Source organism: Neisseria subflava, from assembly GCF_024205705.1.
GTDB classification, from domain to species: Bacteria; Pseudomonadota; Gammaproteobacteria; order Burkholderiales; family Neisseriaceae; genus Neisseria; species Neisseria subflava_D.
Genome location: NZ_CP073115.1, coordinates 47,102 through 71,537 on the forward strand (window position 1 = coordinate 47,102; position 24,436 = coordinate 71,537).

Here is a 24,436-nt window from a genome sequence, read left to right on the forward strand (position 1 = left end):
ATAAAGGCATATACGTATCACGCATATGCCTTTATTTTTTATATCTAAATAGTTGTTAATAATCGTTTGTATTCACTGTCTAAATATTGATTGGCGGCGGCATGATCTATTGAGCCTTCAGCAAACCATGATGGAATTTCTTTTAAAGCAATTGTGCCTAAACGTATCCATGCAATGAAATTAGTATGAGTTAAGAATACGATCGGATTCGTCCCTGAACGAATACCGGCGTCAACAGCATCACATACACATAGTGTCCCATGTGCAATTAGTAGCATTCGACGTAATTCTGGATTGTTTGCACTCGGAATACAATTTTTCCAGTCCTCCTTATGAAAGAATCTACGCTTCACGACCCATATTAGACGTGTCAATAATTCAGTGACTAAAACAGGGATGGCTAGTGCAATACCATGACGAAAATCATAGCCTTCTTGGAAAACGCGTACAGCAATAGTAGCAAATGTTTGTTTGTCTTTCCCAAATTCACCAAATTCGCAAAATTGCAACATTGAATAGAATGGGATCGGAATACCAGATCCGCGCCCTGTTCCTCCTCTTGCTCCACTAGAGCCTGCAGCATCAGAGAACAAATGTCCTAGCCAGTTACAAAAACCACTGAATATTTTAGCTGGAACAGTATTACCCTTTAATTCAAAAGAAGTTCCAGTTGTGGAATATTCTGTCGTATCAATAGTAATAATTTTTCCTTGGTCTACAAAACTAGCTGTATTGGTAAATTGGTTTAGAATAGAAAAAAATAACCCTAACAAATCAGGTGAATGACCTAAACTTTTAATATGGTGATTTTTTGTAGTCATTTTGAATTGATTGCCAACATCTGCAGAATGACGATGGTCGTAGTTAATAGCGAATTTTTTTTCTAAAAAACCAATTGCCTTATTGACACTCTCTTCTTTCCCTTCTTTCACAGTCCAGCCATTTAGTTTTGCAAACTTCTTAACAGCTTGATCAGTTAGATCATCTGCAAATTTTGTTAAATACCCCTGGCCTGGTGCTCCAACCAGGAAAATATCGATTAGACCACCAATTAAGCCGCAAGTACCCGCAAGCATATAATCGTATTTATCGCAATTTGCACCTTTAATTGAAAATTCGTCCTTAACCCATTTTTCAAATTGCAATCTTTCGGTGTCAGTCAAAAGATTGTTAAATGTATTTTCATCAAATTGAATTTGATGTGTATGAGCATAATTTTCAATATTAGATAAATAAGCTTCCCAATTATCTGCCATATCAATAGATTGCAGTTCATTCAATACTGAATATTTAGGTTGGTATTCTTGGTAAGTGCTAACTTCTATAAATGTTAATTCATCCTCTTCACAAACAAATTGAACGTTATTTTGTTCAATTTTTTTAATTGATTAAATAAATTATCTAACTCAGCAGTTAAGTTTTCAATATCTTGATTTATACTAGTTATGTTAGATTGTATTTCTCCTAATTGTACAGTAGCCTGCCTTAACTGATGTTTTTGTACAGTTAAGGCTCGGGCTTGGTTGTTGTACATAGGGGCTAGTTTTTTATTAACCACCAAACAAACCTTTCACTTTATTTTTTATTACTGAAGTTGCGTCAAAATAACCAATAGCCTCGAAAGCAGCGGCTAAATGCTCAACATCATTTTGAGAAATATCTTTTTTCACTCTCAATTTTATAATTGTTTCTTTTTGTTCGCTCTTCGTATTAATCATTTCTACTTCTTCATATTTATCACGAATAAAGTTGAAATACTCTTTTTGGTAGGTTCTGAAGTTAATTGACGTAATTTTTCCTCATCTAAGTATTGGGCACAGCGAATTTTAGTAACATTCTTTTGCACATTCTCATTTCGCTCATTTAGTACATGACCTGATGATGTAAGTTGTTGTAAATATAAAGTAAGATGTCGAATTTTTTCATTTAATCCATCTTGATTGCTCATAGTTTGATTAAGTTCTTTAGTGACATAATTGATATCTTCAATTAGCTGAGCAATGGTCTTTTGAGTTAAACGAATAACCATGTTTAGCATTAGTTCACGTTTTTTGGATTTACTAATTTCATCGGCACCTGTTAATTTACGTATACCTACGTGTGCAGCAACACCTATAAGAACAGCAACGCCAATGCCAGTAACCATCCCAGATAGACCAAATACCCCACCTAAGCCTAATGCTGATAAGCCCGAAGTAATACCAGCAGCAGATAACCCCATCACAGAACCTGAAAGATAGATAGCTGCAATAGGGACACCAACAGCAGCAGCTTTTGAGGAAACATCTTTCAGTAATGTTGTAATTTCATCATCGCTCAACTCATCATTCAAAATCTTTCTATCAGTGTTTATAGTAGATAAGATAATATTGATGTCATCATTTGATACTTCAAATAAATGACGATTATTATTCAGGAAATCAAAACCTTTAATAGATTCATCTGTGATATCTCCATCAATTCCAGTGGTGGAAATATAAGTGTTAATTAAGTCTTTAACTAAGGAAATATGAATATTTTTGATTTGTCCACCGGGTTCATTTTCTGCAATGGTAGATAACAATACTTCCAATGGCTGTAAAGTATCTAGGTTACACATATAAGAACGTATGATTGAACGAGATTCAGGTTGTAAATTGATCCTGGACATGAGAACAAAAATTTCTGCTAACTCTTTTTCATCAATTATGTCGTCATTAGCAAAAGCCATATTCGCAATACATTGAACATAAGCGGTTTTTAATTTTTCTGGCATATCCTCAATGGGAACAAGCTGTTGTTCATCCTTAAATTCAAATTGTGTTTCATCTGTTACAACTTTGCTAAAAATATCAACGAAAGCATGATAATTAAAGCTGTGCAATAATGATTTCAGAACAATTCTTTTTCCTTCTTTGGATGTAATAAGTACCTGAGTTTCTATCTTATTCTTTGCGGCATCTTTAACTATTTCTTGCAATTTAACAGATTCAATATTCTCATATTGAATTGATTGAGGGTCAGAAAAATCTTCTTTTAAAATTAATTGTTCGCCTGTAAATAATAGACCAGTTTTACAACTTCCAAACACCGTATTGTCATGTATGGCAACTACATTATTGTGAGATCCTGGATATTTAAAGGAAGAAATGGCATTGTTTAATTTTTTTTCTTCAATATCAGGAGCTATATGTGTTTTTTCAGAGATTCTTTTTAAATTGTCGCGCAGGTATTCATTAATATTCATGATGTTTTCCGTTAATAGAATTGGTTGGTAATTAGATTTATAATAATAAAATTAGTTTTCAAAAATGAATTTTCTACTCTAGTATCTCCTATATTTTCGTATCGTAGTTTCAAGGACTTTTTGAGAATCATCCAGATTACATATTATACAATATCCAGTTAGCCTGAGTAATAGAGATTAAATATTCCCCTAACTTACTCCAAATAACTTGGTTTTCTTCGGCATAGTCGTGTTTTGATTAAATAATTTCTTTTGACACGTGAATCGCTTAAAACATGGTTTTGGTATCAATAATATCCTGTCGTAGGATAGGTTCCTGTATGATGTAAGTCATGTGGAGTCGATTTTTCTTCGCCAATTATTAGAGAATTATAATTTCGACGATTTGCCAAAGTAGGGCTTTTTCTTTTGAAACAAACTTGTTGAAAGCAGCCAACGGGCTAATTGCGCCTGTTGCCGCCTAAAATGGATTCCTGATTACGGGGTATCCGGTAAGAAAAAAGGGGATATTTGGCACGAAAACAGCCGACAACCTGTGTTTGTGTTTCGGCTGTTGGAAGAAGGGACTGTTTTGCAAAGGTATCTACCATATTTTGTTATGGCTTAAAGGCCGTCTGAACCATTGGGTTTCAGACGGCCTTTTTTATTGGCCGATGTTATCGGCGGCTAATTTGCTTTTGTCTTTTATTTTGAGTTTGTGTTTTTCAGACGGCCTATTGTTGCTCCGGATCGGTATCGTTGCGCAGGTATTCTTTCAGGCGTTGCAACTCTTTTTTGTCCAACCATTTATTGCGCGAACGTTGCAACAGAATCACCAATGCGGCGATTTCGTTGCGCATATTGGTGCTGAGCCAGAGGAAGCCTTGCCAGTCGTAATGCAGGCGGGCGGCCGGTTTGCTTAGTTCGGTATTGAGCGAAGTATCGATGCGGATGCGGCGGGCGTAGTGGCCTTTGATGAGGCGGACGGTCAGCCGAAGCTCGCGTTGGAGTTGGTTGAAATGGCGGTCAAGCAGGCGGATTTCGCTTTCGTTGAGCGTGGGCGCGCGAAGTTTGGCGGCGGTGGTCAGGAGCAGCTCGGTGGTGTTGACGATTTTGCGGTGGGCATGCTGCATGGCTTCCATCATATTGTTGCTGATGTGGCTTTCACCGGATGTTGCGGCCAGATGGCTGCGGCTTTTGACCATGCGGGCGTTGATTTTGCGCATTTTAATCATGTTTTGTTCCAAACGCTCGCGCGTCATGCGCTTGCCGTTGCTGATTTCTGCAATCATTTTGGCGCAGTCGGTGAGGTTGTCGGCAAGCATGAAGCGCCACATCAGGGTGGAGCGCAGGGGCAGAAGTTTGGCGGCGGCAATGGCGATGGCGGCACCAATCAAAACGTTCATGGCGCGCATCAGACCGCTGTCGAGCCAATGGTGGCTGCTGTCGCCGATGAGCATACACATGGTCAAACCGGCAAGCATGGCGACGTAGCCATTTTTGCCGACCGCAGACCAACCGGCCACTGCGCTGGCGGCACCGATAATCAGATAGAAGAAAACGCCATCTTGCAAATAATGTTGGTTCAACCATAAAACGGCCAAACCGACGCCCAACCCGATGGCCGTGCCGAGCATGCGTTCGACTGCTTTGGAGTAAATCGCGCCTTGGAATTGCAGCATGCCGAGGACGACAAAGACGGTCATGCCGATCCACTCGCCGTGTTGCAGGTGGAAGACTTTGGCCAACAGGGTGGAAAATACGATTGCCAAGCCGAGGCGGAAGGCGTGGATATGGCGGCGATAGCGGTAGCGTTCGTAGGCGTTGAGCCAGCGTTCGGAAAAATGGAGGCGTTCGGATTGGGCAGGCATGTTGTAAGACGTATCGGTATGTGGGGATGTAAATTATAACTGATTGGTAAAGCAGATGAAATTTGAACTGCTCTCCAACGGTTTGAACTATTGCAGAATTTCTCTGCCGCAAGCAGATATAATGGCGGCTTTGAATCAGACAGGCGGTGAAGAAATGGCGACGGTTTTAAGCGCAGGCGTGGACGAAGCGGGACGCGGCCCTTTGGTCGGCAGCGTATTTGCGGCGGCAGTGATTTTGCCGGAACATTTTGACCTGCCGGGTTTGACCGACTCAAAAAAACTGAGCGAAAAAAAGCGCGATATGTTGGCGCAGATGATTAAGGAACAGGCGGTTGCGTGGAGCATTGCCTTTGCCGATCCCGACGAAATCCTGCAACTGAACATCCTGCACGCAACCATGGCCGCGATGAAGCGCGCAGTCAAGGGGCTATCGGTCATGCCTGACAAAGTATGGATAGACGGCAACCGCGTGCCGAAAGATTTGAATGTCCCTGCCGAAGCCGTGGTCAAAGGCGACAGCAAAATTATTGAAATCTCCGCCGCTTCGGTTTTGGCTAAAACCGCGCGTGATGCGGAAATGTATGAATTGGCGAAACGTTACCCGCAATACGGGTTTGACCGCCACAAAGGCTACGGCACGGCGCAACATTTGGCTGCGTTGAAACAATACGGCGTATTGCCGGAACACCGCCGCGATTTCGCACCGGTCCAAACCTTATTGGAACAAGGCAATCTGTTTGAAGAATGAAAGCATATCAAAAGGCCGTCTGAAAGATTTCAGACGGCCTTATTTTTGGAAAAGTATTATTTCAACGCAGCCAAACACTCTTTAATCAACTCAGGGCCGCGATAAATCAAACCGCTGTACACCTGCACCGCACTGGCACCCAAGCGGATTTTTTCTGCCGCGTCCGCGCCGTTCATGATGCCGCCGACGCCGATAATCGGCAGCTTGCCGTCAATGCGTTCTGCCAAAAGTTTCAACACCTGATTGCTTTTCTCGCGTACGGGCAAACCGCTCAAGCCGCCTTGTTCGCCTGCGAGCGGATGGCTGCCCAAGCTTGATTTGTCGATGGTCGTGTTGGTGGCGATGATGCCATCCATTTCTACGGATTTGACCACATGGGCGATGTCGTCGATTTGCGCTTCGTCCAAATCCGGCGCGATTTTGACCGCCAGCGGCACATATTTGCCATGCGCGGCTGCCAGTTGCGCCTGTTTGTTTTTCAAGGCTTCCAACAATGCGCTCAATTCGTCGCCGCCTTGCAAGGCGCGCAGGTTTTTCGTATTGGGGGAGGAAATATTGACCGTGATGTAGCTTGCGTGGGCGTAGGCTTTTTCCAAGCAAATCAGATAATCGTCGGCCGCATTTTCAATCGGCGTAACGGCATTTTTGCCGATATTGATGCCCAAAATGCCTTTAAAGCGGCTGTTTTCAATGTTGCGGATCATCGCGTCGATGCCGTGGTTGTTGAAACCCATGCGGTTGATGATACCTTGGTGTTCGGGAACGCGGAAAAGGCGCGGCTGCGGATTGCCCGGCTGCGGCTTGGGCGTGACCGTGCCGATTTCGACAAAGCCGAAACCCAAAGCAGCAAACGCATCGATACACTCGCCGTTTTTATCCAAACCTGCCGCCAAGCCGACCGGATTGGGCAGCTGTAAACCCATCAGCTCGGTTGGTCGGGTATGGCTGTCCACTTTGGGCAGCAGGCCGAATTTTTCGGCGGTACGCAAACTGTTGAGCGTGAAATGATGGGCCTTTTCTGCATCGAAACGGAACAGGATAGGGCGGACGAGTGAATACATGGCGGCGGCTTTCTGAACGGTTGATGAATTTGGCGTTATTTTACCTGAAACCGTTAAACTGCCCCAAACGTCTGTATCGATATGATTTTATTGTTTGGTGTCAAATGAAAATAAATAGGGCTTTTGCGTGTAATCGGATAGTTCATTAAAATGGTAAGAGAGAGGCTTTTCAGACGGCCTGATGGATGTATCAAAAGGCCGTCTGAAAAGTTTTGATTTGATTGTTTACCTGATACAGGAAGATTTTTATGAAACAGGCGGTTGATCCTTATGCGAGTTTCCGTGAACTGACGCTGCGGGGGATGATACTCGGCGCGTTGATTACGGTAATTTTTACGGCATCCAATGTGTATTTGGGCTTGAAGGTGGGCCTGACTTTTGCGTCTTCAATTCCGGCTGCGGTGATTTCGATGGCGGTTTTGAAGTTTTTTAAAGGCAGCAATATTCTGGAAAATAATATGGTGCAGACTCAGGCTTCGGCCGCGGGGACGCTCTCCAGTATTATTTTTATTCTGCCGGGTTTGCTGATGGCCGGTTATTGGGCGGGCTTTCCGTTTTGGCAGACTACGCTGCTGTGTATGTCCGGCGGTATTTTGGGCGTGATTTTCACTGTGCCTTTGCGTTATGCGATGGTGGTGAAGAGCGATTTGCCTTATCCGGAAGGCGTGGCGGCGGCCGAGATTTTGAAGGTCGGCGACCATGATGCGGACCAGCAGGAAGGCGGCAGCGGTATCAAGGAATTGGTGTCGGGCGGCGCTCTGGCCGGTTTGATGAGCTTCTGCGCAAGCGGTTTGCGCGTGGTGGCGGACAGCGCGAGCTTTTGGTTTAAAGGCGGTGCGTCGGTGTTCCAAGTGCCGATGGGCTTTTCTTTGGCCTTGCTGGGTGCGGGCTATCTGGTCGGCCTGACCGGCGGTATCGCGATTTTGCTGGGTATTTCGATTGCTTGGGGTGTGGCCGTACCGTATCTGTCGGCGCATATTCCGCAACCTGCCGATATGGAGATGATTCCTTTTGCGATGTCTTTGTGGAAGGAAAAAGTCCGTTTTATCGGTGCGGGTACGATCGGTATCGCGGCTATTTGGACGCTGTTGACTTTGATGAAACCGATGGTCGAGGGTATGCGCCTGTCTTTCCGCAATTTCGGCGGTGCGCAGATGACCGAGCGCACGGAACAGGATTTGTCGCCTAAGGCGATGATTGCCTGGGTGTTGGCGATGATGCTGGTATTGGGCGTGTCCTTCTTCCACTTTATCGGCGACTCTCATATTTCCGGCGGTTTGGCTTGGCTGTTGGTGGTTGTATGTACGCTGCTGGCTTCGATTATCGGCTTTTTGGTGGCCGCGGCTTGCGGTTATATGGCCGGTTTGGTCGGCTCGTCTTCCAGCCCAATTTCGGGCGTGGGCATCGTCTCTATCGTCATTATTTCGCTGGTGTTGCTGTTAGTCGGCGAATCCGGCGGCTTGATGGCGGACGAGGCAAACCGCAAATTCCTGCTGGCGTTGACGCTGTTTTGCGGCGCGTCTGTGATTTGTGTGGCTTCGATTTCCAATGACAACCTGCAGGATTTGAAAACGGGTTATCTGGTAAAAGCGACGCCTTGGAAACAGCAGGTTGCGCTGATTGTCGGCTGCGTTGTCGGTGCCGTGGTGATTTCGCCTGTGTTGGAGCTTTTGTATGAAGCCTACGGCTTTACCGGTGCGATGCCGCGTGAAGGCATGGATGCGGCCCAAGCCCTTGCCGCGCCTCAGGCAACTTTGATGACTACCATCGCCCAAGGTATTTTCTCGCACAATCTGCAATGGGATTATATTTTCACCGGTGTGGCCATTGGTGTGGCGTTGATTGCGGTTGATTTCACATTGCGCAAATCTTCCGGCGGCAAGCGTGCTTTGCCGGTATTGGCCGTGGGCATGGGCATTTACCTGCCGCCGTCTGTGAATATGCCGATTGTGATTGGTGCGGTATTGGCGGCGGTGTTGAAATCCGTCATCGCCCGCCGTCAAGAAAACCGTGAAGGCCGTCTGAAAAATGCGGAACGTATCGGTACGCTGTTCTCCGCCGGTTTGATTGTCGGCGAGAGCCTGATTGGTGTGATTATGGCGTTTATCATTGCCTTCTCCGTAACCAACGGCGGTTCGGATGCGCCTTTGGCCCTGAACCTGGAAAACTGGGATACGGCCGCCAAATGGCTGGGCTTGGCGTTTTTTGTTTTCGGTATGTTTGTGTTTGCACGCCGCGTGTTGAAAGCAGGACGCTAAGTTTGTAGGTTGAGAAAAGGCCGTCTAAAACCCAAAAAATTGGGGTTTCAGACGGCCTTTTTAGTGGAAATTTGTTGGGAATGATTTTAGGAAGTTTGGGTATAATTATCGCGGGGCTGGTAGCAAAAAAGCCCCATTGCAGTGGGGCTTTGTGCTGAAACCGCCCTAGAAAGGATGGTTTCAATCATGAAACATACCACTCGCACGGGTCGTTCATGGCTGAGACTGCGAACAGTCGTTAAGATTATCTTAACCCTGTTCCTGCTCTTAGTCAATTAAACGGCTGAAAACAAAAAACTGTTTTTCAGTTTCCGCCTGTTTATCATGAACAGGCGGTTTTTTATTGTTTAACGCTGATTCAAACAATCTGCAATCGCTTTGGCAATTTTGGTACTGGCACCTTGGTGTTGCGAAATGAATTGCTCGGTGTGGCTGATCAGCTGTTGACGCAGTGTTTCATCGTCGAGGTATTGGCGCGTGGTTCTGTACCAGGCTTCAGCGGTTTCGACGCGGACGGCGGCTTTGGCTTCGACTGCGCCTTTGCAGGCTTGAGCGAAGTTGTAGTTGGAGTAGCCGAAGAGGGTGGGGACGTGGCAGGAGATGGGTTCGATGATGTTTTGGCAGCCGGCATCGACCAGGCTGCCGCCGACGAAGGCAATGTCTGCGCTGAGGTAGTAGGCGGCAAGCTCGCCCATGCTGTCGCCTATCCAAACCTGTGTATCGGGGGAAACGGGTTGTCCGTCGCTGCGTTTTTGGACGGTATAACCAAGCGATTTGGCGGTATCGTAGGCCGTCTGAAAGTTTTCAGGGTGGCGTGGTACGATGACCAGCAAGGCATTACCGCGGTAGCCCTGCCATGCTTTGAGGAGCAGCTCGGCTTCGTCTGTGCCTTTGTACACGCGCGTGCTGGCGCAGACGACGACGGGGCGTGCGCCGATGCGTTCTTTAAAGGCGACGGCAAGCGGGCGCGAGTCGTCGGGGGGCGCGATGTCATATTTGGTGTTGCCGCAGACGTGGACGTTGGACGCGCCGATAAGGTGCAGGCGTTCGGCATCGGCGGCGGTTTGGGCAAAGCAGCCGGAGAGGCTCTGCATGGCAGGCTCGACCAGCTTGCGGATTTTGAGGTAGCCGCGTTGGGATTTTTCGGAGAGGCGAGCGTTGGCCAAAAAGAGGGGAATTCCTGCTTCTTTGCAGCCGTGCATCAGGTTGGGCCAGATTTCGGTTTCCATCAAAATGCCGCAGATGGGGCGGTGTTCGGCTAAAAATCGGGCGACCCATTCGGATTTGTCGTAGGGCAGGTAACGGCATTGCGCATCGGGGAACAGGGATTGCGCGGTGGCGCGGCCGGTCGGCGTCATTTGGGTAATCAGAAACGGCGAGTCGGGAAAATAGCGGCGCAATGCCTGGACTAAGGGTTCGGCCGCACGCGTTTCGCCGACGGATACGGCGTGTATCCAAATCGGACGTTGTACGGGATTGGGATACGCCTGCCCGAAACGCTCGTCCCAATGCTTGAGATAGGCTGGGGATTTGAGGGCGCGGCGACGCAGGTGGCGGCGGATCAGGAAGGGGGCGAGGTGCCACAGCGTGGCGTAAAGGCGGCGTATCATGCTTACGGGTCTTATGTCGGAATAGGCCTATTTTATCGGAAACTGAAACGGAAGATATAGCTTTGATGCGTGTTTTACGCAAAGGAAACAGGCCGTCTGAAAGGTTTCAGACGGCCTTTAATGCAGGTATAAACGCGTTTACTTCACTTGCGCCATATATTTTTTCAGACGGCCTTTGCTTTGCATGGCACGGTTTTCCATTTCATCGACAACGGCTTGTGCTTTGGCTTTGTTCACCGGTTTGCCGACCTGAATCACGCCGCTCATGTTCATCATGCGGTGTGGCGGGCAGGTATAGACGTACACGCCTTCTTTGTCGAGCTTGAGCGTGAAGTCTTTACCGTCTTCGGAGAGGAAGTCGGCAACGCCGTCGGGCAGGGCTTTGCTTTGTACCCAGTGGCCGCTGTTGGCGGCTTTGAAGGTAACAGTATCGCCGACTTTGGCGTTGACGTAGCCGGGTTCGAACACCATGCTGCCGTCTTTGCCGTTGTCGAGCATTTTGACTTCGTGGTTGGCGGCGTATGCGCTAAGGGAAGCGGTCAGCATGAGGAGGAAGAGGGATTTTTTCATGGAGAAAGTCCTTTCTAAGGATAAAAAATATGGGGCGGGCTGATGAGTCGGAGAGGCAAGCCTTGGGCTTACCGCCCTCTCCCTAACCCTCTCCCGCAGGAGAGGGGATAAGTTGCAGGGAGTTTGCAGGCCGGATGCTCAAATCCGACATTTGCAGGAGCGGTTAAGTTACGCACTCTTCCGCATCGGGCGGATAACGGGCAGGCCTTTGCTGTCGTACAAAAGCTCGATGTCCACTTTGTACAATCTGCCGATCATGTCCGCCTGTAACACGTCCTGCGGCGCGCCCTGCGCCTGTACTTTGCCTTCGCCGAGCAGAATCACGCCGTCTGAAAACTGCGCGGCGAGGCTCAAATCGTGCAAGACCATCAGCGTAACCAGATTGTGTTCGTGCGTGTATTGCACCACGCGCTCCAAGAGGTTCAACTGGTGGTGCATATCCAGCGCGCTGACCGGTTCGTCCAGCATCAGGATTTCGGGACGGCGCAGCATGACTTGGGCAAACATCACAAGCTGCCGCTGTCCGCCGGAAAGCCGCATGACGTCGCGGTGCGCCAGATGGCCGATGCCCAGCTCCGCCATGATACTTGCGGCTTCGTGCAGTAGCTCGTCGCCGACGTGCATGTGTAGCGCGTCCATGCGGCCGAGCAACACGACTTCCAGCGCGGTCAGCGAGGCTTCGGCGGCAGTGTCCTGCGGCATATAGCCTATGCGTTTGCGCCAGCTTTGCAGGTGGATTTTGCTCAATGCTTCGTCGCCGTAGCGGATGGTGCCTTTGTGCGCCACTTCGCCGAAAATCGTTTTCATCAGCGAGGATTTGCCCGTGCCGTTCGGGCCGAGCACGGAATAGACTTTGCCTTGTTCCAGCGTCAAATCGATATTGTCGGCGACCACATAATCGCCGCGCCGGATGTGTACGTTTTCAAGTTTCAACATTTCAGACGGCCTATCGTTTCGTTAATACAATCCAGAAGAAGAACGGCACGCCGACAAACGACGTAACGATCCCCACCGGAAACAGCGCGCCCGGGATAATCACCTTGGACAACACGCTCGCTACCGATAAAAACGCCGCCCCTGCCAGCATCGCGCCGGGCAGGAAGAAACGTTGGTCTTCGCCCAAAAGAATCCGCGCCACATGCGGCGCAACCAAGCCGATAAAGCCGATCACGCCGACAAAACTGATGGCCGTCGCCGTCATTACCGCCACCAACACCAGCGTTTTCAGGCGCAAAAATTGCAGATTGATGCCCAGCCCGACGGCGCGTTCTTCGCCCAAGCGCAGCGCAGTCAGCTTCCACACATCGCGCGAAAGCAGAAACACGCATACCGCCGTAACCGCCGCCGTAACGATGACTGTTTCCCAAGTTGCCTTGTTCAAACTGCCGAACAGCCAAAACAGAATCTGCTGCGAAATCTCAGGCGCGGCGATAAATTGAATCAGCGACAAAATCGACTGAAACAGGAACAACAGCGCAATCCCCACCAACACCAACATCGCCGAATTGAAGCGGCGCGCTGAGGCAAACAGAAACAAGATGCCCGAAGCCAGCATGGTCATCACAAACGCACCGATGGGAACGGCGACCGTTTCAGGCAGCCCGAAACCGCCGAACGCAATCACCGCCGACGCGCCCAAACCCGCCGCCGCCGCCAAGCCCAGCGTATAAGGGCTGGCCATCGGGTTGTTCAGGAGCGTTTGAATTTCCGCACCGCCGACACCCAAAGCCGCACCGACCACTAAGGCCATCACTGCAATCGGCAGGCGCAAATCCATCACAATCAGGCGGTTCATTTCATCGACTTCGGGTTTGCCCAGCAAAACATTGACAACTTCGCCGACGGGCAGCGTGTCCGTCATCGCAGGGCCGGTGGCGATGTCGAATAGGAAACTGACCGCCGCGATGACTAAAAACATCAACACAATCAACCAACGCTTGCCTTCCAACTTGCGCTGGTTTTTCACAATCTCGGCGACAACCGAATCATTCATGTTTCAAACCTTTGAAATTAAGGAACAAGGTCGGGTATCTATGCCCGACCATCTCTTTTGTCTGTATCCGTTTTGAAAGGGTGTTTTTTTGAAAATCGGGATAACGGCGTTCCAAACGGCTTTACCCTCTCCCTAGCCCTCTCCCACGGGGAGAGGGAACAAATGGCAGGGAATCACAACAATGGTCGGATTTCAGTCATCCGATTCCCTCTCCCCGTGGGAGAGAGAACAAATTGTAGGGAATCAAAACAATGGTCGGACTTCAGTTATCTGATCCCCTCTCCCCGTGGGAGAGGGCTAGGGAGAGGGCAAAAACAGTCAAACCCACCTGAAGCTTCCCATTCGACAAGACGGAAAGTCGTAGCGTGGGCTTTGCCCACGAAAACGGGGAACCTCATACCATTCGCCATCATTTCTGAAAACATCACCCGTGGGCAAAGCCCACGCTACGGTTCTGTACAAAACCCATGCTGCTTTCAGACGACCTTCCGCATAAAAAGGTCGTCTGAAATCCACAAACCGGCCTTACTGACCTTTCGGATACAGGTAGAACGTACCGTTCGGCACGACCGGCAGGTTTTGGCGGTAGAAGTCCATATAGGTCTTCTCAGGGTTGAAATCCTTAAACAACTGCGGATAAATCGCTTTGGCCATAAACTGAATCGATGCGCTGTCGGACAGCGTGCGCGAGTTGGCGTGGTAGGCGGCATAGAGGCGGTTGTTTTTAATCGCAGGCAGGTTGGCCCAGCCGGCGCGTTTGGCAAAGCCTGCCAAGCGTTTTTCCGCTTCCGCTTTCGGAATGCTCCAGCCCATGACCATGGCGGCAGGGTTTTTCTTCAATTCGGTTTCGCGGCCGGTAATCACGATCACGTCGGGTTTGGCGGCGAGGACTTTTTCAGGATTGATCGGGCCGTAGAATTCGACCGAAGAAGCGGCGATATTGTTGCCGCCGACCAGTGTCACCATCGGACCCCACATGCTTTTGCCGAAGGTAACGCTGTGTTCGGCAGGGCCTTTGTTGCCGAATTCGACATACACTTTAGGCTTGGGCAGGTTGGCTTTTTTCACGCGCGCCTGGATGGTGTCGGCGATGCGTTTGTAGTCTGCCGCCAGCTTGTCCGCTTTTTGCTGCTGGCCGGTCAGCGTGCCGATAAGTTTGGTCGATTGGACGTGTTTGGCGACCGTTTGCGCGTTGTAATCCAACACCACAATCGGAATGCCCGCTTTGTTGATGCGGGCAAGGTCGGAACCCAGAGCTTTGTACTGCCAGTCTGCCAGAATCAGCAAATCGGGTTTCAATGCCAAGACTTTTTCAACGGAGAACGTGCCGACTTCCAACTCGCCCACATCGGCAAGCTGGTTCAACTTGGGCACGGCTTTGCTGAACGCCGCCCAGCTCGGCGGCGCCCAGTCGGCCCAAACTGCTTTGGAAAAACCGACGACGTTGTCCAGCGCGGTTTTGCCGCCGATGGCCATGTAGTCCTGGTAGTAGAAGCCCAACACCACGCGCTTGGCAGGCAGGTCGACAGTTACCTTACGGCCGAGGATATCGGTCAGCTGAACGGGTTTGGCAAAAGCGGATACGGAGCCGACTGATAAAGCTGCGGTGGCAATCAAAGCAGAAAGTTGCGTAAATCTCATGAATCATTCCTTTAAAATATGATGATAACCATTATCTTTTTGTGAATTTAAAAGGTATTGAATCTTTTTTCAAGTGAAACGAGTGAGTAGACATATTTCGAAATAAAAAGTTTCATCATTAAAACGAAGGGATAGTGTTTGGGTGTGCTGAAGACCTAGTAAAAAGGAATGATATGGGGTACCTAAAGCCATAGTGGGCAGTAGCTGGAATGGATAGGTAAAGGGTTTTTTATTGTAAAAAATAAAAGGTATCCGGTTGAAAACAAGGCCGTCTGAAACCTTGCAATCAGGGTTCAGACGGCCTTTGGTGTGGGCATAAAAACTTTTATTTCACTTGCGCCCTATATTTTTCAGACGGCCTGTAAGCAGTATTTGGGAAAAATGAAAAAGGTTGGTTTTTGAAATGGCGAAATAGGGAAGAAGAGGGCTTAAGGGAGAGTCGGGCGTAAACCCAAAATGGGGACGAATAAAAGGGCGTGTATCGAAACACGCCCTTTTTAGAGATTCAGACGGCCTGTGATTCCGCCTGTTCGCTTTGGTTGAGGATTTTAATCAGTTTTTCGGCTTTTTCCGGGTCTTCGCAGCGCAGGATTTTGGCGGCATCGTTTTCGAGATGGCCAGTGTGGCTGTGCAGGATGATGTTTTTAACCGAAAGCAGGTTGTTGGGGTTCATGGAGAAGCGGCGCAAGCCCATGCCGAGCAACAGTCGGGTGAAGACGGTATCGCCGGCCATTTCGCCGCAGATGGATACGCCTTTTTCCATGCGGTTGGCGGTACGGATAATGTGTTGCAGCGTTTTGAGGACGGCAGGGTGGCCGGGTTGGTAGAGGTGGCTGACGCTGTCGTCGCCGCGGTCGACCGACAGGAGGTATTGAATCAGGTCGTTGGTGCCGATGGAAACGAAGTCGACGAGCTTGAGGATGCTGCCGACGGTCATGGCGGCGGACGGGATTTCAATCATGCAGCCGATGCTGACCGGGCCGAAGGTTTCGCCGCGTTCGGTCAGCTGGCGTTGGGCCGTGTCCAGATGGATAAGGCATTGGCGCACTTCGGAAATGGACGTAATCATCGGCCACATTATGCGCACGGGGCCGTGGGCGGCGGCACGGAGGATGGCGCGCATTTGGGTGCGGAACATGACCGGCTCGGCGAGGCACAGGCGGATGCCGGTCAGGCCGAGTGCGGGGTTGAGGCTGCCGTTGGGTGTGCTGTTTTGGCCGAACCAGCGCGGATTTTTATCGACGCCCAAATCGACAGTGCGGATGGTGATGTTTTTGCCTTTGAGCTTTTTGACGATGCCGGCATAGACTTCGTATTGTTCATCTTCGGTCGGCATGTTGTCGCGGTTGAGGTAGAGGAATTCGCTGCGGAACAGGCCGACGCCGTCTGCGCCGAAGTTGTGCAGGGCTTTGATGTCTTCGGCGGATTCGATGTTGGCCAAAAGTTCGATGTTGATGCCGTCGGCCGTGGTGGCGGCGGTTTTTTTGATTTTGTTGAGTTCGCGCTTGTGGCTGCGGTATTCGCGGGCGAGGCGGCGGTATTCGTTGAGGACGACTTCGTCGGGATCGATGATGAGGACGCCGTTGATGCCGTCGACGATGACGATTTCGTTTTCGGTAATGAGTTTGCGGGCGTTATGCAGACCGATGACGGACGGGATGTCGAGGCTGCGGCCCAAGATGGCGGTATGGCTGGTTGGCCCGCCGGCATCGGTTACGAAGGCGGTGATGTGCTGCTCTTTGAACAATACGGTATCGGCAGGCGAGAGGTCGTGCGCGATGAGGACGGTGTCGTCAAACAGGTTGCCGGCGAGGTTGATTTCGTTGCTTTGGCCGACAAGGTTGTTGTGGATGCGGCGGACGACTTGGAGCATGTCTTGTTTGCGTTCGCGCAGGTAGTCGTCGTCGATGCTGTCGAACTGGGCGGCAAGCTTGTCGCTTTGCAGTTTTAATGCCCATTCGGCGTTGATTTTCTGCTCGCGCAAAATGTCGATGGGTTCGCGCGAGAGGGTAACGTCGGTCAGCAGCATCAGGTGCAGGGAGATGAACGCGCCCAATTCGGTCGGGGCGTTTTCGGGAATCGCGCCGCGCAGCTGTTCCAGTTCTTTGCGCGTGGCTTTGATGGCGTTGTCAAAACGGGCAACTTCGGCATCGAGTTTGTCGGGATCAATGTCGTATTGGGGGACTTCCGTTGTGCCGCGCGTGATGAGGTGGGCGTGGCCGATGGCAATGCCTTTGCCCGCAGCTACACCGTGTAGGACGATGCTCATTATTCGCCCTCGCCGAAGTAGTCGTTGATGAGGTCGGTCAACGCCTGCATGGCGGCGGCTTCGTCTGCGCCTTCTGTTTCCAGCTCAATCACGGTGCCTTTGGCGGCGGCCAGCATCATCAGGCCCATGATACTTTTGCCGTTGACGCGGTTACCGTTTTTGGTGACCCAGACTTCGCTTTGGAATTGGGAGGCGGTTTGGGTGAATTTGCTGGAGGCGCGCGCGTGCAGGCCGAGTTTATTGATGATTTCGATTTCTTGTTTGAGCATGGATGTCCCCTAAATGTAATGTTCGTAAAGTGAATGTTTTCAGACGGCCTTAGCCGTGTTCTTTGCACACTAGGTCTTCAGGTGCGGATGTAATGGCGAAAATGCCCCGGATGGCGGCTTCTTTGACGGTTTCGGTGAAGTCGGAGAGGTTTTCGGCTTGTGATGAGTATTGGATGGCTTTAATCATCATCGGGGCGTTGAGGCCGGTCAGGATGGCGGATTTGTTTTCGCGCACCAGTCGGCGTGCGGCGTTGCACGGGGTTGCGCCGAAGATGTCGGTCATGATCAGCACGCCGCGGTTGTCGGGAAATTCCTGCAACGCGGCGATGGCATTGTTGATGATGTCGTTTTGATCTTCGTCGGGCTGTACGCCGAGGATGTGGAGATTTTCGGGGAAGCCGTTGGGAAAGAAATGGTCGGCCAAACCGCGATAGGCTTCACCTATGGTTTCATGTGTAATGATTAACAAACCTATCATGATGTGTTCCTATTATTGGGGTTGAGGCCGTCTGAAGATTTTTCAGACGGCCTTTGTTTTATTTATTGTTTAAGGCGTAGATTTCGCCGAGGTTGCGCCAGCAGCCGGCGGCATCCATGCCGTAACCGAAAACGTAGCGGTTGGGTACGTCCAAACCGACATAATCGGCTTTGGTCGGTTTTTCTTTGTCGATCAGCTTGTTGGCAAATACGGCCGCACGGCAGCTTGCTGCGCCCATTTCCAACAGTTTTTCCTGAATGGCGGCCATGGTGTGGCCTTCGTCCAGAATGTCGTCCAAAACGACTACATCACGGCCTTTGATTTGCTCGGGGTCGGGCATGCGTTTCCAGTTGAACGCGCCGCCTGCGAGCTTGTCGCCGTAGCGGGAAACGTGGACGTAGTCAAAGTCCAAAGGGAAACGCAACAGCGGCAGCAGCTGTCCTGTAAACACCACCGCTCCACCCATTACAGGCAGGAGCAGGGGGTATTTGTCGCCCAAGTCGCGGGTAATGTCGTCGGCAACTTTTTGCAAGGCCGCGCGGCATTGTTCTTGGCCAAACAGCAAGTCGGCATTGTCCAGCATGGCTTGGGTTTCAAGGCGTTTGGTTTCTAAGTCGGTCATGATAGGTCGTGTTGAGTGCGGTTAAAAACAAATTATATAGCGGATTCAATCAATTTTCGATACAAGGCGCGGCAATAGTGTAGTGAAAGTGAAGGGAATTTGAGCCGATCACGTTCAGACGGCCTTTTGCCCCTCCGCTTCGTCCACCAGCAAAAATGCCGTCAAAGCCAAAGCGGTCAATACCGCCGTCAACACCATCGCCCGTCCGTAATTGTCCGCACCGGCACGTCCAAGATAATCGTAAATCAAAGTGGTCAGCGTCTGCCATTCGGGGCGCGACAGGAATAATGTGGCTGCAAATTCGCCGATACACGTTGCCGAAGCCAAAGTCAGACCGCGCCGTAAGGCCGGTTTCAATAAAGGCGCGGTTACATAACAGGCCGTCTGAAAACCGTTTGCGCCCATGGTGCGCGCCGCCGCCGCGTAATCTTTGGGCAAACTGTCCCATGCGGCCAATACGTCTTTGGCCACAAACGGATACGCCAACAGCGCGTAAGTCGCCGTCAGCAGCCACAGCGAAGCCGTCCACTGCGGATAGAGCAGCAAAACGCCGAACGCGATGCACACGGGCGACACCATAAACGGCAAAAACATCAGCGCGCGCAACCACGCCATTTGTCGTGCCGCCGCCGCATACAGTACGCCCAATACCGTCGCCGCCGCCACGGCAGCCGCAGAGAAACGGACGGTGTTCCACACCGCCGCCCACGTTTGCGCTTCCAGCAAGACTGCCCAAGAAGAGCCTGCCGATACCGCCTTGAGCCACACCGCCGCCAAGGGCAGCAGGCAGCATACTGCCAACATGGCCAATACCGTTGCCGTCAGCCATTTTTCCCAAGCCCATATCGGCGCACACGGAGGCAAAGGCGAGACCGACTTATCCACAGCCACGCGCCTGCTCCAATACGCATACAAACCGCCTGCCGCCGCCGTAACCGCCAGCACCAGCCACACCAACACCGATGCACGCGCCATGTCCAACTCATACGCCACCAGCAGGTAGATTTCCACTTCCACCGTCGCAAAACGTTCGCCGCCGAGCAGCAAGGCCAGTCCGAAGCCTGAAAAACAATATAAAAACACCAGACACGCGCCACCGGCAACCCACGCACGCACCACCGGCCATTCGACCCAGACAAACCGCCGCCACGCGTCCGCGCCCAAAGATTGCGCCGACAGCAACCGCGCCTGCGGCACACGCACAAATCCCTGATACGCCGAGCGCACCAAAACCGGCAGGTTGAAAAACACATTGCCGTAAATCAGCAGCCACGGCGTGTCCTGCCAACCTGCCACCAGCATACCGTGTGCGCCAAACAAGGCCAGCACGCCCATGCCCGCCACCAAAGTCGGCATCACAAAAGGCAGCATCAGCAGGCGTAAAACCGTGCGCCGTCCGGCAAAGTCCATCCGCGCTAGCACCCACGCCGCAGGCACGCCCAAAGCCGTGACCAAAACGCAGGTCAAAACTGCCTGCGCCACCGTCCAGCCCAAGCGCAGGCGCATATAGTCATCAGCCACCACTTCCGCCCAAGCGCCTTCGCCGTCGTAAAACGCCAGTGACAGCAAAGGCGCGGCCACCATGACCGCTAAGAAACCCAAAGGCAGAAGCAACAGCGCAAACCGCCGAATCCAAACCTGCATCGATGCGTACCCGAGAATAAAAACGCCTATTTTAGCCCGAGTTCGGTATAGAAGGTGGTATTCCTGCCCTTGTTTTCAGACGGCCTGTGTAGCTTTACGGATAAAACCGCTGTTTCTTCAAGTTTTCCAAACATTTACGAAATCTCTTCAAAAAGGCAACATAATTGGTTGGGCATTTTTGTTACAATGCCGCCGATTCAAAAAACCAAACAAATCAAAAAACAAGGAAACATTATGACCGCTACACGTCCACAAACCTACGATGCCGTCGCGCGCGTGTTGCACTGGCTGACCGTACTCGGTTTCATCGGCATCCTCTCCACCATTACCGTTTGGACCATCTATGATGGCGAAGAATGGGTCAAATCGCTCTTCGGCGTGCATAAATCCATCGGTTTCATCACGCTGTTGGTGATTGCTGTGCGCGTTGTTTGGGCTTTGCTCAATGCGTCCAAACGTCCTGCCGCCGACAGCTTTGCCGCCAAAGCAGGCCACCTTGCCCTTTACGTCTTCATGCTCGCCGTTCCCGTTATCGGCATGATCCGCCAATACGGCGGCGGCCGCGGCCCTTTGAAAGTATTCGGTGTCGAAGTGATGCAGGGTTCGCCTGAAAAAATTGAATGGATGTCCAACCTCGGCAATATGGCACACGGCAAACTCGGCTGGCTGCTCTTCGCACTTGTCGCCGGCCACATCGCCATGGTCGTCGTCCACCGCCTTCAAGGCCACGACGTTTTATACCGCATGATCGGCCGCCGTTCTTAAGTGTAAAACGGTAAACAGCCAAGGCCGTCTGAAAACAGTTTGACCAAGCAAAAACTGTTTTCAGACGGCCTTTTTGTATTTGTGTTAATCTGCAAAAGTAGGGCAGGCATTTTGCCTGACGTTGTCCAAATACTGTAAACCGTACCGAGAAACACCATGACTGCTCCCATTCTCGCCATCACTTCCGGCGAACCGGCCGGCATCGGCCCCGACATCTGCCTCGATTTGGCTTTCGCCGATCTTCCTTGCCGCCCCGTTGTTTTGTGTGACAAAAACCTATTGGCGCAAAGGGCCGGACAGCTCGGCAAATCCGTCATCCTGCGCGACTTCCAAGCCCAAGCGGCTGATCCGTTGCCCAAGGGCGAACTCGAAGTCCTGCATATTCCTTTAGATGCCGAGTGTCGGGCAGGCGAACTCAATCCTGCCAATGCCGCGTATGTCCTCCGGCTGCTGGATACGGCGTATCAGGGCATTTCAGACGGCCTGTTTGCCGGTATGGTTACCGCGCCGCTGCATAAAGGCATCATCAACGATGCCCACGCAGGCAACGGCTTTTTTAGCGGTCATACCGAATACCTCGCCGAAAAAAGCCATACCGAACAAGTCGTCATGATGTTGACCGGCGGCGGCCTGCGTGTGGCATTGGTCACCACTCATCTGCCACTTAAAGACATTTCCGCCGCCATCACGAAGCCTTTAATCGAGTCGGTTGTCCGCATTCTTGAACACGACCTGCGCCATAAGTTCGGCATAGCCAAACCGGTCATCCTCGTTACCGGCCTCAATCCCCACGCGGGCGAAGGCGGCCATTTGGGACACGAAGAAATCGACACCATTATTCCGGCACTTCATGCCCTGCAGGCCGAAGGCATAGACGCGCGCGGCCCTTATCCGGCCGATACCGTGTTCCAACCCTTCCTGCTCAAAGATGCCGATGCCGTCCTCGCCATGTATCACGACCAAGGGCTGCCGGTACTCAAATACGCCGGTTTCGGCGAAGGCGTGAACATCACCCTCGGCCTGCCCTTTATCCGCACCTCTGTCGATCATGGCACGGCCTTGAACTTGGCAGGCACGGGCAAAGCCGACTCCGGCAGCCTGATTACCGCCGTCCGCGCCGCGCTTGATATGGCGCACAATATGCAGAAACAGGCCGTCTGAAGCGTGGAGGTTTAATCGTTTGCAGGCGTAAAGAGTTCCCATAAAAGTATCATCAGGGGTATTTACCTGTCGGTTGATGAAGCCGACAAATGTTTGGACAATAATCAGCGTTTTATTTTAAAAACCATATAAAAAGGCCGTCTGAAGCCCCATGTTTTGGGTTTCAGACGGCCTTTTGGTTTTTTTTACCAAATTTCAGACAAAGTTTCTTTGACTTTGGCCTTCACTTCCGCACCGAAGCGGCGGCTGAGCATTTTGCTGAAATCGTCTTGCGGCGTGTAGTTGACCAGCTCGGGGGCTTTGACGACATTGCGGGCAACGCTGTAAATGCTGCCGAAGTCGTCAATCAGGCCGACCTGTTTGGCTTCTTTGCCGGTATAGATGCGGCCGCTGAAAACATCGGGATACTGTTTGTCTTTCAACCTTGCGCCGCGGCCGAGTTTGACGGCTTTGATAAATTCTTGGTGGATATCGCCCAACATGGTTTCCCAAATTTGGGTTTGCGCCGGCGTTTCAGGCGTGAAAGGGTCGCCCATGCCTTTGTTGCTGCCGGCGGTTTTCAGACGGCGTTTGACACCGGCTTTGTCCATCAAGCCGGTAAAGTCAAAACCACCGCCGATCACGCCGATGCTGCCGACAATGCTGGACGGGTCGGCGTAAATTTTGTCGGCAGCGGCGGCAATGTAGTAGCAGCCGGAAGCGCACATGTCTTCGGCAACGAGGTAAACAGGGATGTCTTTGTGTTCGGCTTTGAGGCGGCGGACTTCGTTAAAGGCCGTGTTGGACACGACAGGCGAACCGCCGGGGCTGTTGGCGCGGATGATGATGGCTTTGGCGTTGCCGTTTTCGTAGGCGGCTTCCATGCTGTCGCGCAGGATTTGGACTTGGTCGTCGATGTCGTTGCCGATTTCGCCGGTCAGGTCGATAACGGCGGTGTGTTCGCTGCGGGCTTGGACCGACGTGGTTTTTCCTTCTTCTTCTGCAAGGCCGAAAATCAGGCTGAGGAAGATGAGGACGGCGACGCCGCGCCAGATATTGCGCCAAATGCGGGCGCGGCGTTGTTCTTGGTAGGCTGCGAGGAGGACTTCGCGCAGGGTGTTGCGCTCCCAGTTGTCAACGGGGGTGGAGGCTGAAGAGGGTGTGTTTTGGGCATCGCCTTCACGGTGGATTCGGTATTGCATGATGTGATGTGCTTTCGTGCAGGCCGTCTGAATGTTCAGACGGCCTTATCGGTTTTAGTTGATGGAATAGCCGCGCAGGTATTGCGTGCGTTCGCGGGTCATGCGGGTTTCACACTGCAGGCGCAGGTATTCTGCTTGTGCGGCATTGTCTGCGGACGCGGCGGCTTGTTGGCAGTTGAGTTTTTTGCTTTGAATCCAGGCGCGTTGTTCGCCGAGGATTTGTTGTTTGACGTCGCTGTCCATGCCGCCCCAGAGGTCGTTGATCTCGCCGTCCGCCTGACGGTTTTGCGCGCGCGCGTTGTCAAGTTCGCTTTGGCTGAGGCCGGGCGGCTCGTTGCGTTGGGTTTCATGGTCGGGGCGCAGGACTTCGTAATCTGAATCGTCGCCGTCATCGGTCAGGCCGGCAGCCTGGCTGGCGGCGTTGTTTTCAAGGATGTCTTGCGGATTGAGGGTGGGCGGTTCTTCCGTGTTTTGGTTTTGCAGCAGTTTGATGGCCTGCTCTTTCGATACAGGTTTGCCGTCTATCATGACGATGCTTTTCACGCCGTAGGGCAGCAGGGTGGCGGAAAGGGTTTGGGCGGTGGAACTCAGGGTATTGTCTTCGAAAACCGGTTTGCCGTCTTTGTCGGGGGTGTAGAGCAGGGTGGTGCTGAACGTGTTGTTTTCAAAGGTCAGGTTGCTGCCCATCAGTTTTTGTTCGAGCATGTCGGCCAACGGGGTGTTGCCGTAAATTAGCGGGCTGTTGTCTATGGCCGTTTTGAGGATGGTGTCGGGAATACGGATTTTGAGGTTGGCGCGGCAGATGGCTTTGCCGTCGTCTTCGGTTTCTTTGGGGTCTTCAAGCAGGGTTTCTAATTCGAGGCCGGCGGCGATGATTTTGTCGGCATCGACGAATTGGCGGTTGTCATTGCGGGCGAAGGAGCGCGCTTGTTGTTTGAGGGTGTCTTCGATGGTGGTACGGATGTTTTGCAGTGTGGCCGGTTGGGCGCAATCAAGTGCGGCTTTGGGCTCTTCTTTGCTGCATGCGGCAAGCAGAATCGTGCTTAAAATCAATACGGAAGCGGTTTTTTTGTACATAGGTACTCCTGAA

The 24,436-nt window shown here is 51.3% G+C and carries 21 protein-coding genes; 4 read left to right on the forward strand and 17 right to left on the reverse strand.

The window, feature by feature from the left end:
• Positions 1-44 precede the first annotated feature (44 nt).
• The 4 genes from KCG54_RS00250 to KCG54_RS00265 form a co-directional block, all read right to left on the reverse strand.
• Positions 45-1,280 (reverse strand): hypothetical protein, encoded by a 1,236-nt coding sequence (locus KCG54_RS00250; protein ID WP_254324299.1) that lies wholly within the window; start codon positions 1,278-1,280, stop codon positions 45-47.
• Between the two features lie 270 nt (positions 1,281-1,550).
• Positions 1,551-1,718: a hypothetical protein gene (locus KCG54_RS00255; protein ID WP_254324300.1), complete on the reverse strand. Its 168-nt coding sequence runs from the start codon at positions 1,716-1,718 to the stop codon at positions 1,551-1,553.
• A 2-nt stretch (positions 1,719-1,720) separates the two neighbouring features.
• Complete coding sequence (locus tag KCG54_RS00260) at positions 1,721-3,226, reverse strand: hypothetical protein (RefSeq protein ID WP_254324301.1); 1,506 nt, start codon at positions 3,224-3,226, stop codon at positions 1,721-1,723.
• Between the two features lie 713 nt (positions 3,227-3,939).
• Positions 3,940-5,076, reverse strand: coding sequence for an FUSC family protein (locus tag KCG54_RS00265; protein ID WP_254324302.1), 1,137 nt, complete (start codon positions 5,074-5,076; stop codon positions 3,940-3,942).
• Positions 5,077-5,230: 154 nt separating this feature from the next.
• Here KCG54_RS00265 and rnhB point away from each other — a divergent pair, with 154 nt between their 5' ends.
• Positions 5,231-5,824 (forward strand): ribonuclease HII, encoded by a 594-nt coding sequence (gene rnhB / locus KCG54_RS00270; protein ID WP_254324966.1) that lies wholly within the window; start codon positions 5,231-5,233, stop codon positions 5,822-5,824.
• 56 nt (positions 5,825-5,880) lie between these two features.
• On the opposite strand, the gene KCG54_RS00275 is transcribed toward rnhB, so the two are convergent.
• Entirely contained in the window at positions 5,881-6,885 is a 1,005-nt protein-coding gene (locus tag KCG54_RS00275; protein WP_254324303.1) for a quinone-dependent dihydroorotate dehydrogenase, read from the reverse strand.
• A 248-nt stretch (positions 6,886-7,133) separates the two neighbouring features.
• Here KCG54_RS00275 and KCG54_RS00280 point away from each other — a divergent pair, with 248 nt between their 5' ends.
• Entirely contained in the window at positions 7,134-9,143 is a 2,010-nt protein-coding gene (locus KCG54_RS00280; RefSeq protein WP_070606341.1) for an OPT family oligopeptide transporter, read from the forward strand.
• 347 nt (positions 9,144-9,490) lie between these two features.
• On the opposite strand, the gene waaA is transcribed toward KCG54_RS00280, so the two are convergent.
• The 10 genes from waaA to KCG54_RS00330 form a co-directional block, all read right to left on the reverse strand.
• Entirely contained in the window at positions 9,491-10,753 is a 1,263-nt protein-coding gene (gene waaA, locus KCG54_RS00285; protein ID WP_254324304.1) for a lipid IV(A) 3-deoxy-D-manno-octulosonic acid transferase, read from the reverse strand.
• A 138-nt stretch (positions 10,754-10,891) separates the two neighbouring features.
• Positions 10,892-11,323 carry a plastocyanin/azurin family copper-binding protein gene (locus tag KCG54_RS00290; RefSeq protein WP_070590107.1) on the reverse strand — a complete coding sequence of 144 codons (432 nt, stop codon included), beginning with the start codon at positions 11,321-11,323 and terminating at the stop codon, positions 10,892-10,894.
• 168 nt (positions 11,324-11,491) lie between these two features.
• The gene (locus tag KCG54_RS00295) at positions 11,492-12,259 is read right to left on the reverse strand and encodes an ABC transporter ATP-binding protein (protein ID WP_070712368.1); all 768 of its coding nucleotides are present in this window, start codon (positions 12,257-12,259) and stop codon (positions 11,492-11,494) included.
• Between the two features lie 10 nt (positions 12,260-12,269).
• Complete coding sequence (locus KCG54_RS00300) at positions 12,270-13,316, reverse strand: FecCD family ABC transporter permease (RefSeq protein WP_004519102.1); 1,047 nt, start codon at positions 13,314-13,316, stop codon at positions 12,270-12,272.
• 525 nt (positions 13,317-13,841) lie between these two features.
• Positions 13,842-14,957, reverse strand: coding sequence for an ABC transporter substrate-binding protein (locus KCG54_RS00305; protein WP_254324305.1), 1,116 nt, complete (start codon positions 14,955-14,957; stop codon positions 13,842-13,844).
• Between the two features lie 505 nt (positions 14,958-15,462).
• Positions 15,463-17,226 (reverse strand): phosphoenolpyruvate--protein phosphotransferase, encoded by a 1,764-nt coding sequence (gene ptsP / locus KCG54_RS00310; protein ID WP_254324306.1) that lies wholly within the window; start codon positions 17,224-17,226, stop codon positions 15,463-15,465.
• A complete protein-coding gene (locus KCG54_RS00315; protein WP_003683718.1) occupies positions 17,226-17,495 on the reverse strand; it encodes an HPr family phosphocarrier protein in 270 nt (89 codons plus the stop codon). Before KCG54_RS00315 ends, ptsP begins: the two co-directional genes overlap by 1 nt.
• 49 nt (positions 17,496-17,544) lie before the next feature.
• Complete coding sequence (locus tag KCG54_RS00320; protein ID WP_049344952.1) at positions 17,545-17,973, reverse strand: PTS sugar transporter subunit IIA; 429 nt, start codon at positions 17,971-17,973, stop codon at positions 17,545-17,547.
• 58 nt (positions 17,974-18,031) lie between these two features.
• Positions 18,032-18,595, reverse strand: a complete 564-nt coding sequence (locus KCG54_RS00325; protein ID WP_254324307.1) for a hypoxanthine-guanine phosphoribosyltransferase — start codon at positions 18,593-18,595, stop codon at positions 18,032-18,034.
• Between the two features lie 114 nt (positions 18,596-18,709).
• On the reverse strand, positions 18,710-20,239 hold the full coding sequence (locus KCG54_RS00330; RefSeq protein ID WP_254324308.1) for an ABC transporter permease: 1,530 nt from the start codon (positions 20,237-20,239) through the stop codon (positions 18,710-18,712).
• A 234-nt stretch (positions 20,240-20,473) separates the two neighbouring features.
• Between KCG54_RS00330 and KCG54_RS00335 the strand changes: the two genes are divergently transcribed.
• Both KCG54_RS00335 and pdxA read left to right on the forward strand, forming a co-directional pair.
• Complete coding sequence (locus KCG54_RS00335) at positions 20,474-21,004, forward strand: cytochrome b (RefSeq protein WP_254324309.1); 531 nt, start codon at positions 20,474-20,476, stop codon at positions 21,002-21,004.
• Between the two features lie 156 nt (positions 21,005-21,160).
• Positions 21,161-22,165: a 4-hydroxythreonine-4-phosphate dehydrogenase PdxA gene (gene pdxA, locus KCG54_RS00340; RefSeq protein ID WP_254324310.1), complete on the forward strand. Its 1,005-nt coding sequence runs from the start codon at positions 21,161-21,163 to the stop codon at positions 22,163-22,165.
• 185 nt (positions 22,166-22,350) lie between these two features.
• Here pdxA and KCG54_RS00345 read toward each other — a convergent pair whose 3' ends face one another.
• Complete coding sequence (locus KCG54_RS00345) at positions 22,351-23,346, reverse strand: S49 family peptidase (RefSeq protein ID WP_254324311.1); 996 nt, start codon at positions 23,344-23,346, stop codon at positions 22,351-22,353.
• 54 nt (positions 23,347-23,400) lie between these two features.
• Positions 23,401-24,423 carry a lysozyme inhibitor LprI family protein gene (locus tag KCG54_RS00350; RefSeq protein ID WP_254324312.1) on the reverse strand — a complete coding sequence of 341 codons (1,023 nt, stop codon included), beginning with the start codon at positions 24,421-24,423 and terminating at the stop codon, positions 23,401-23,403.
• Positions 24,424-24,436 lie beyond the last annotated feature (13 nt).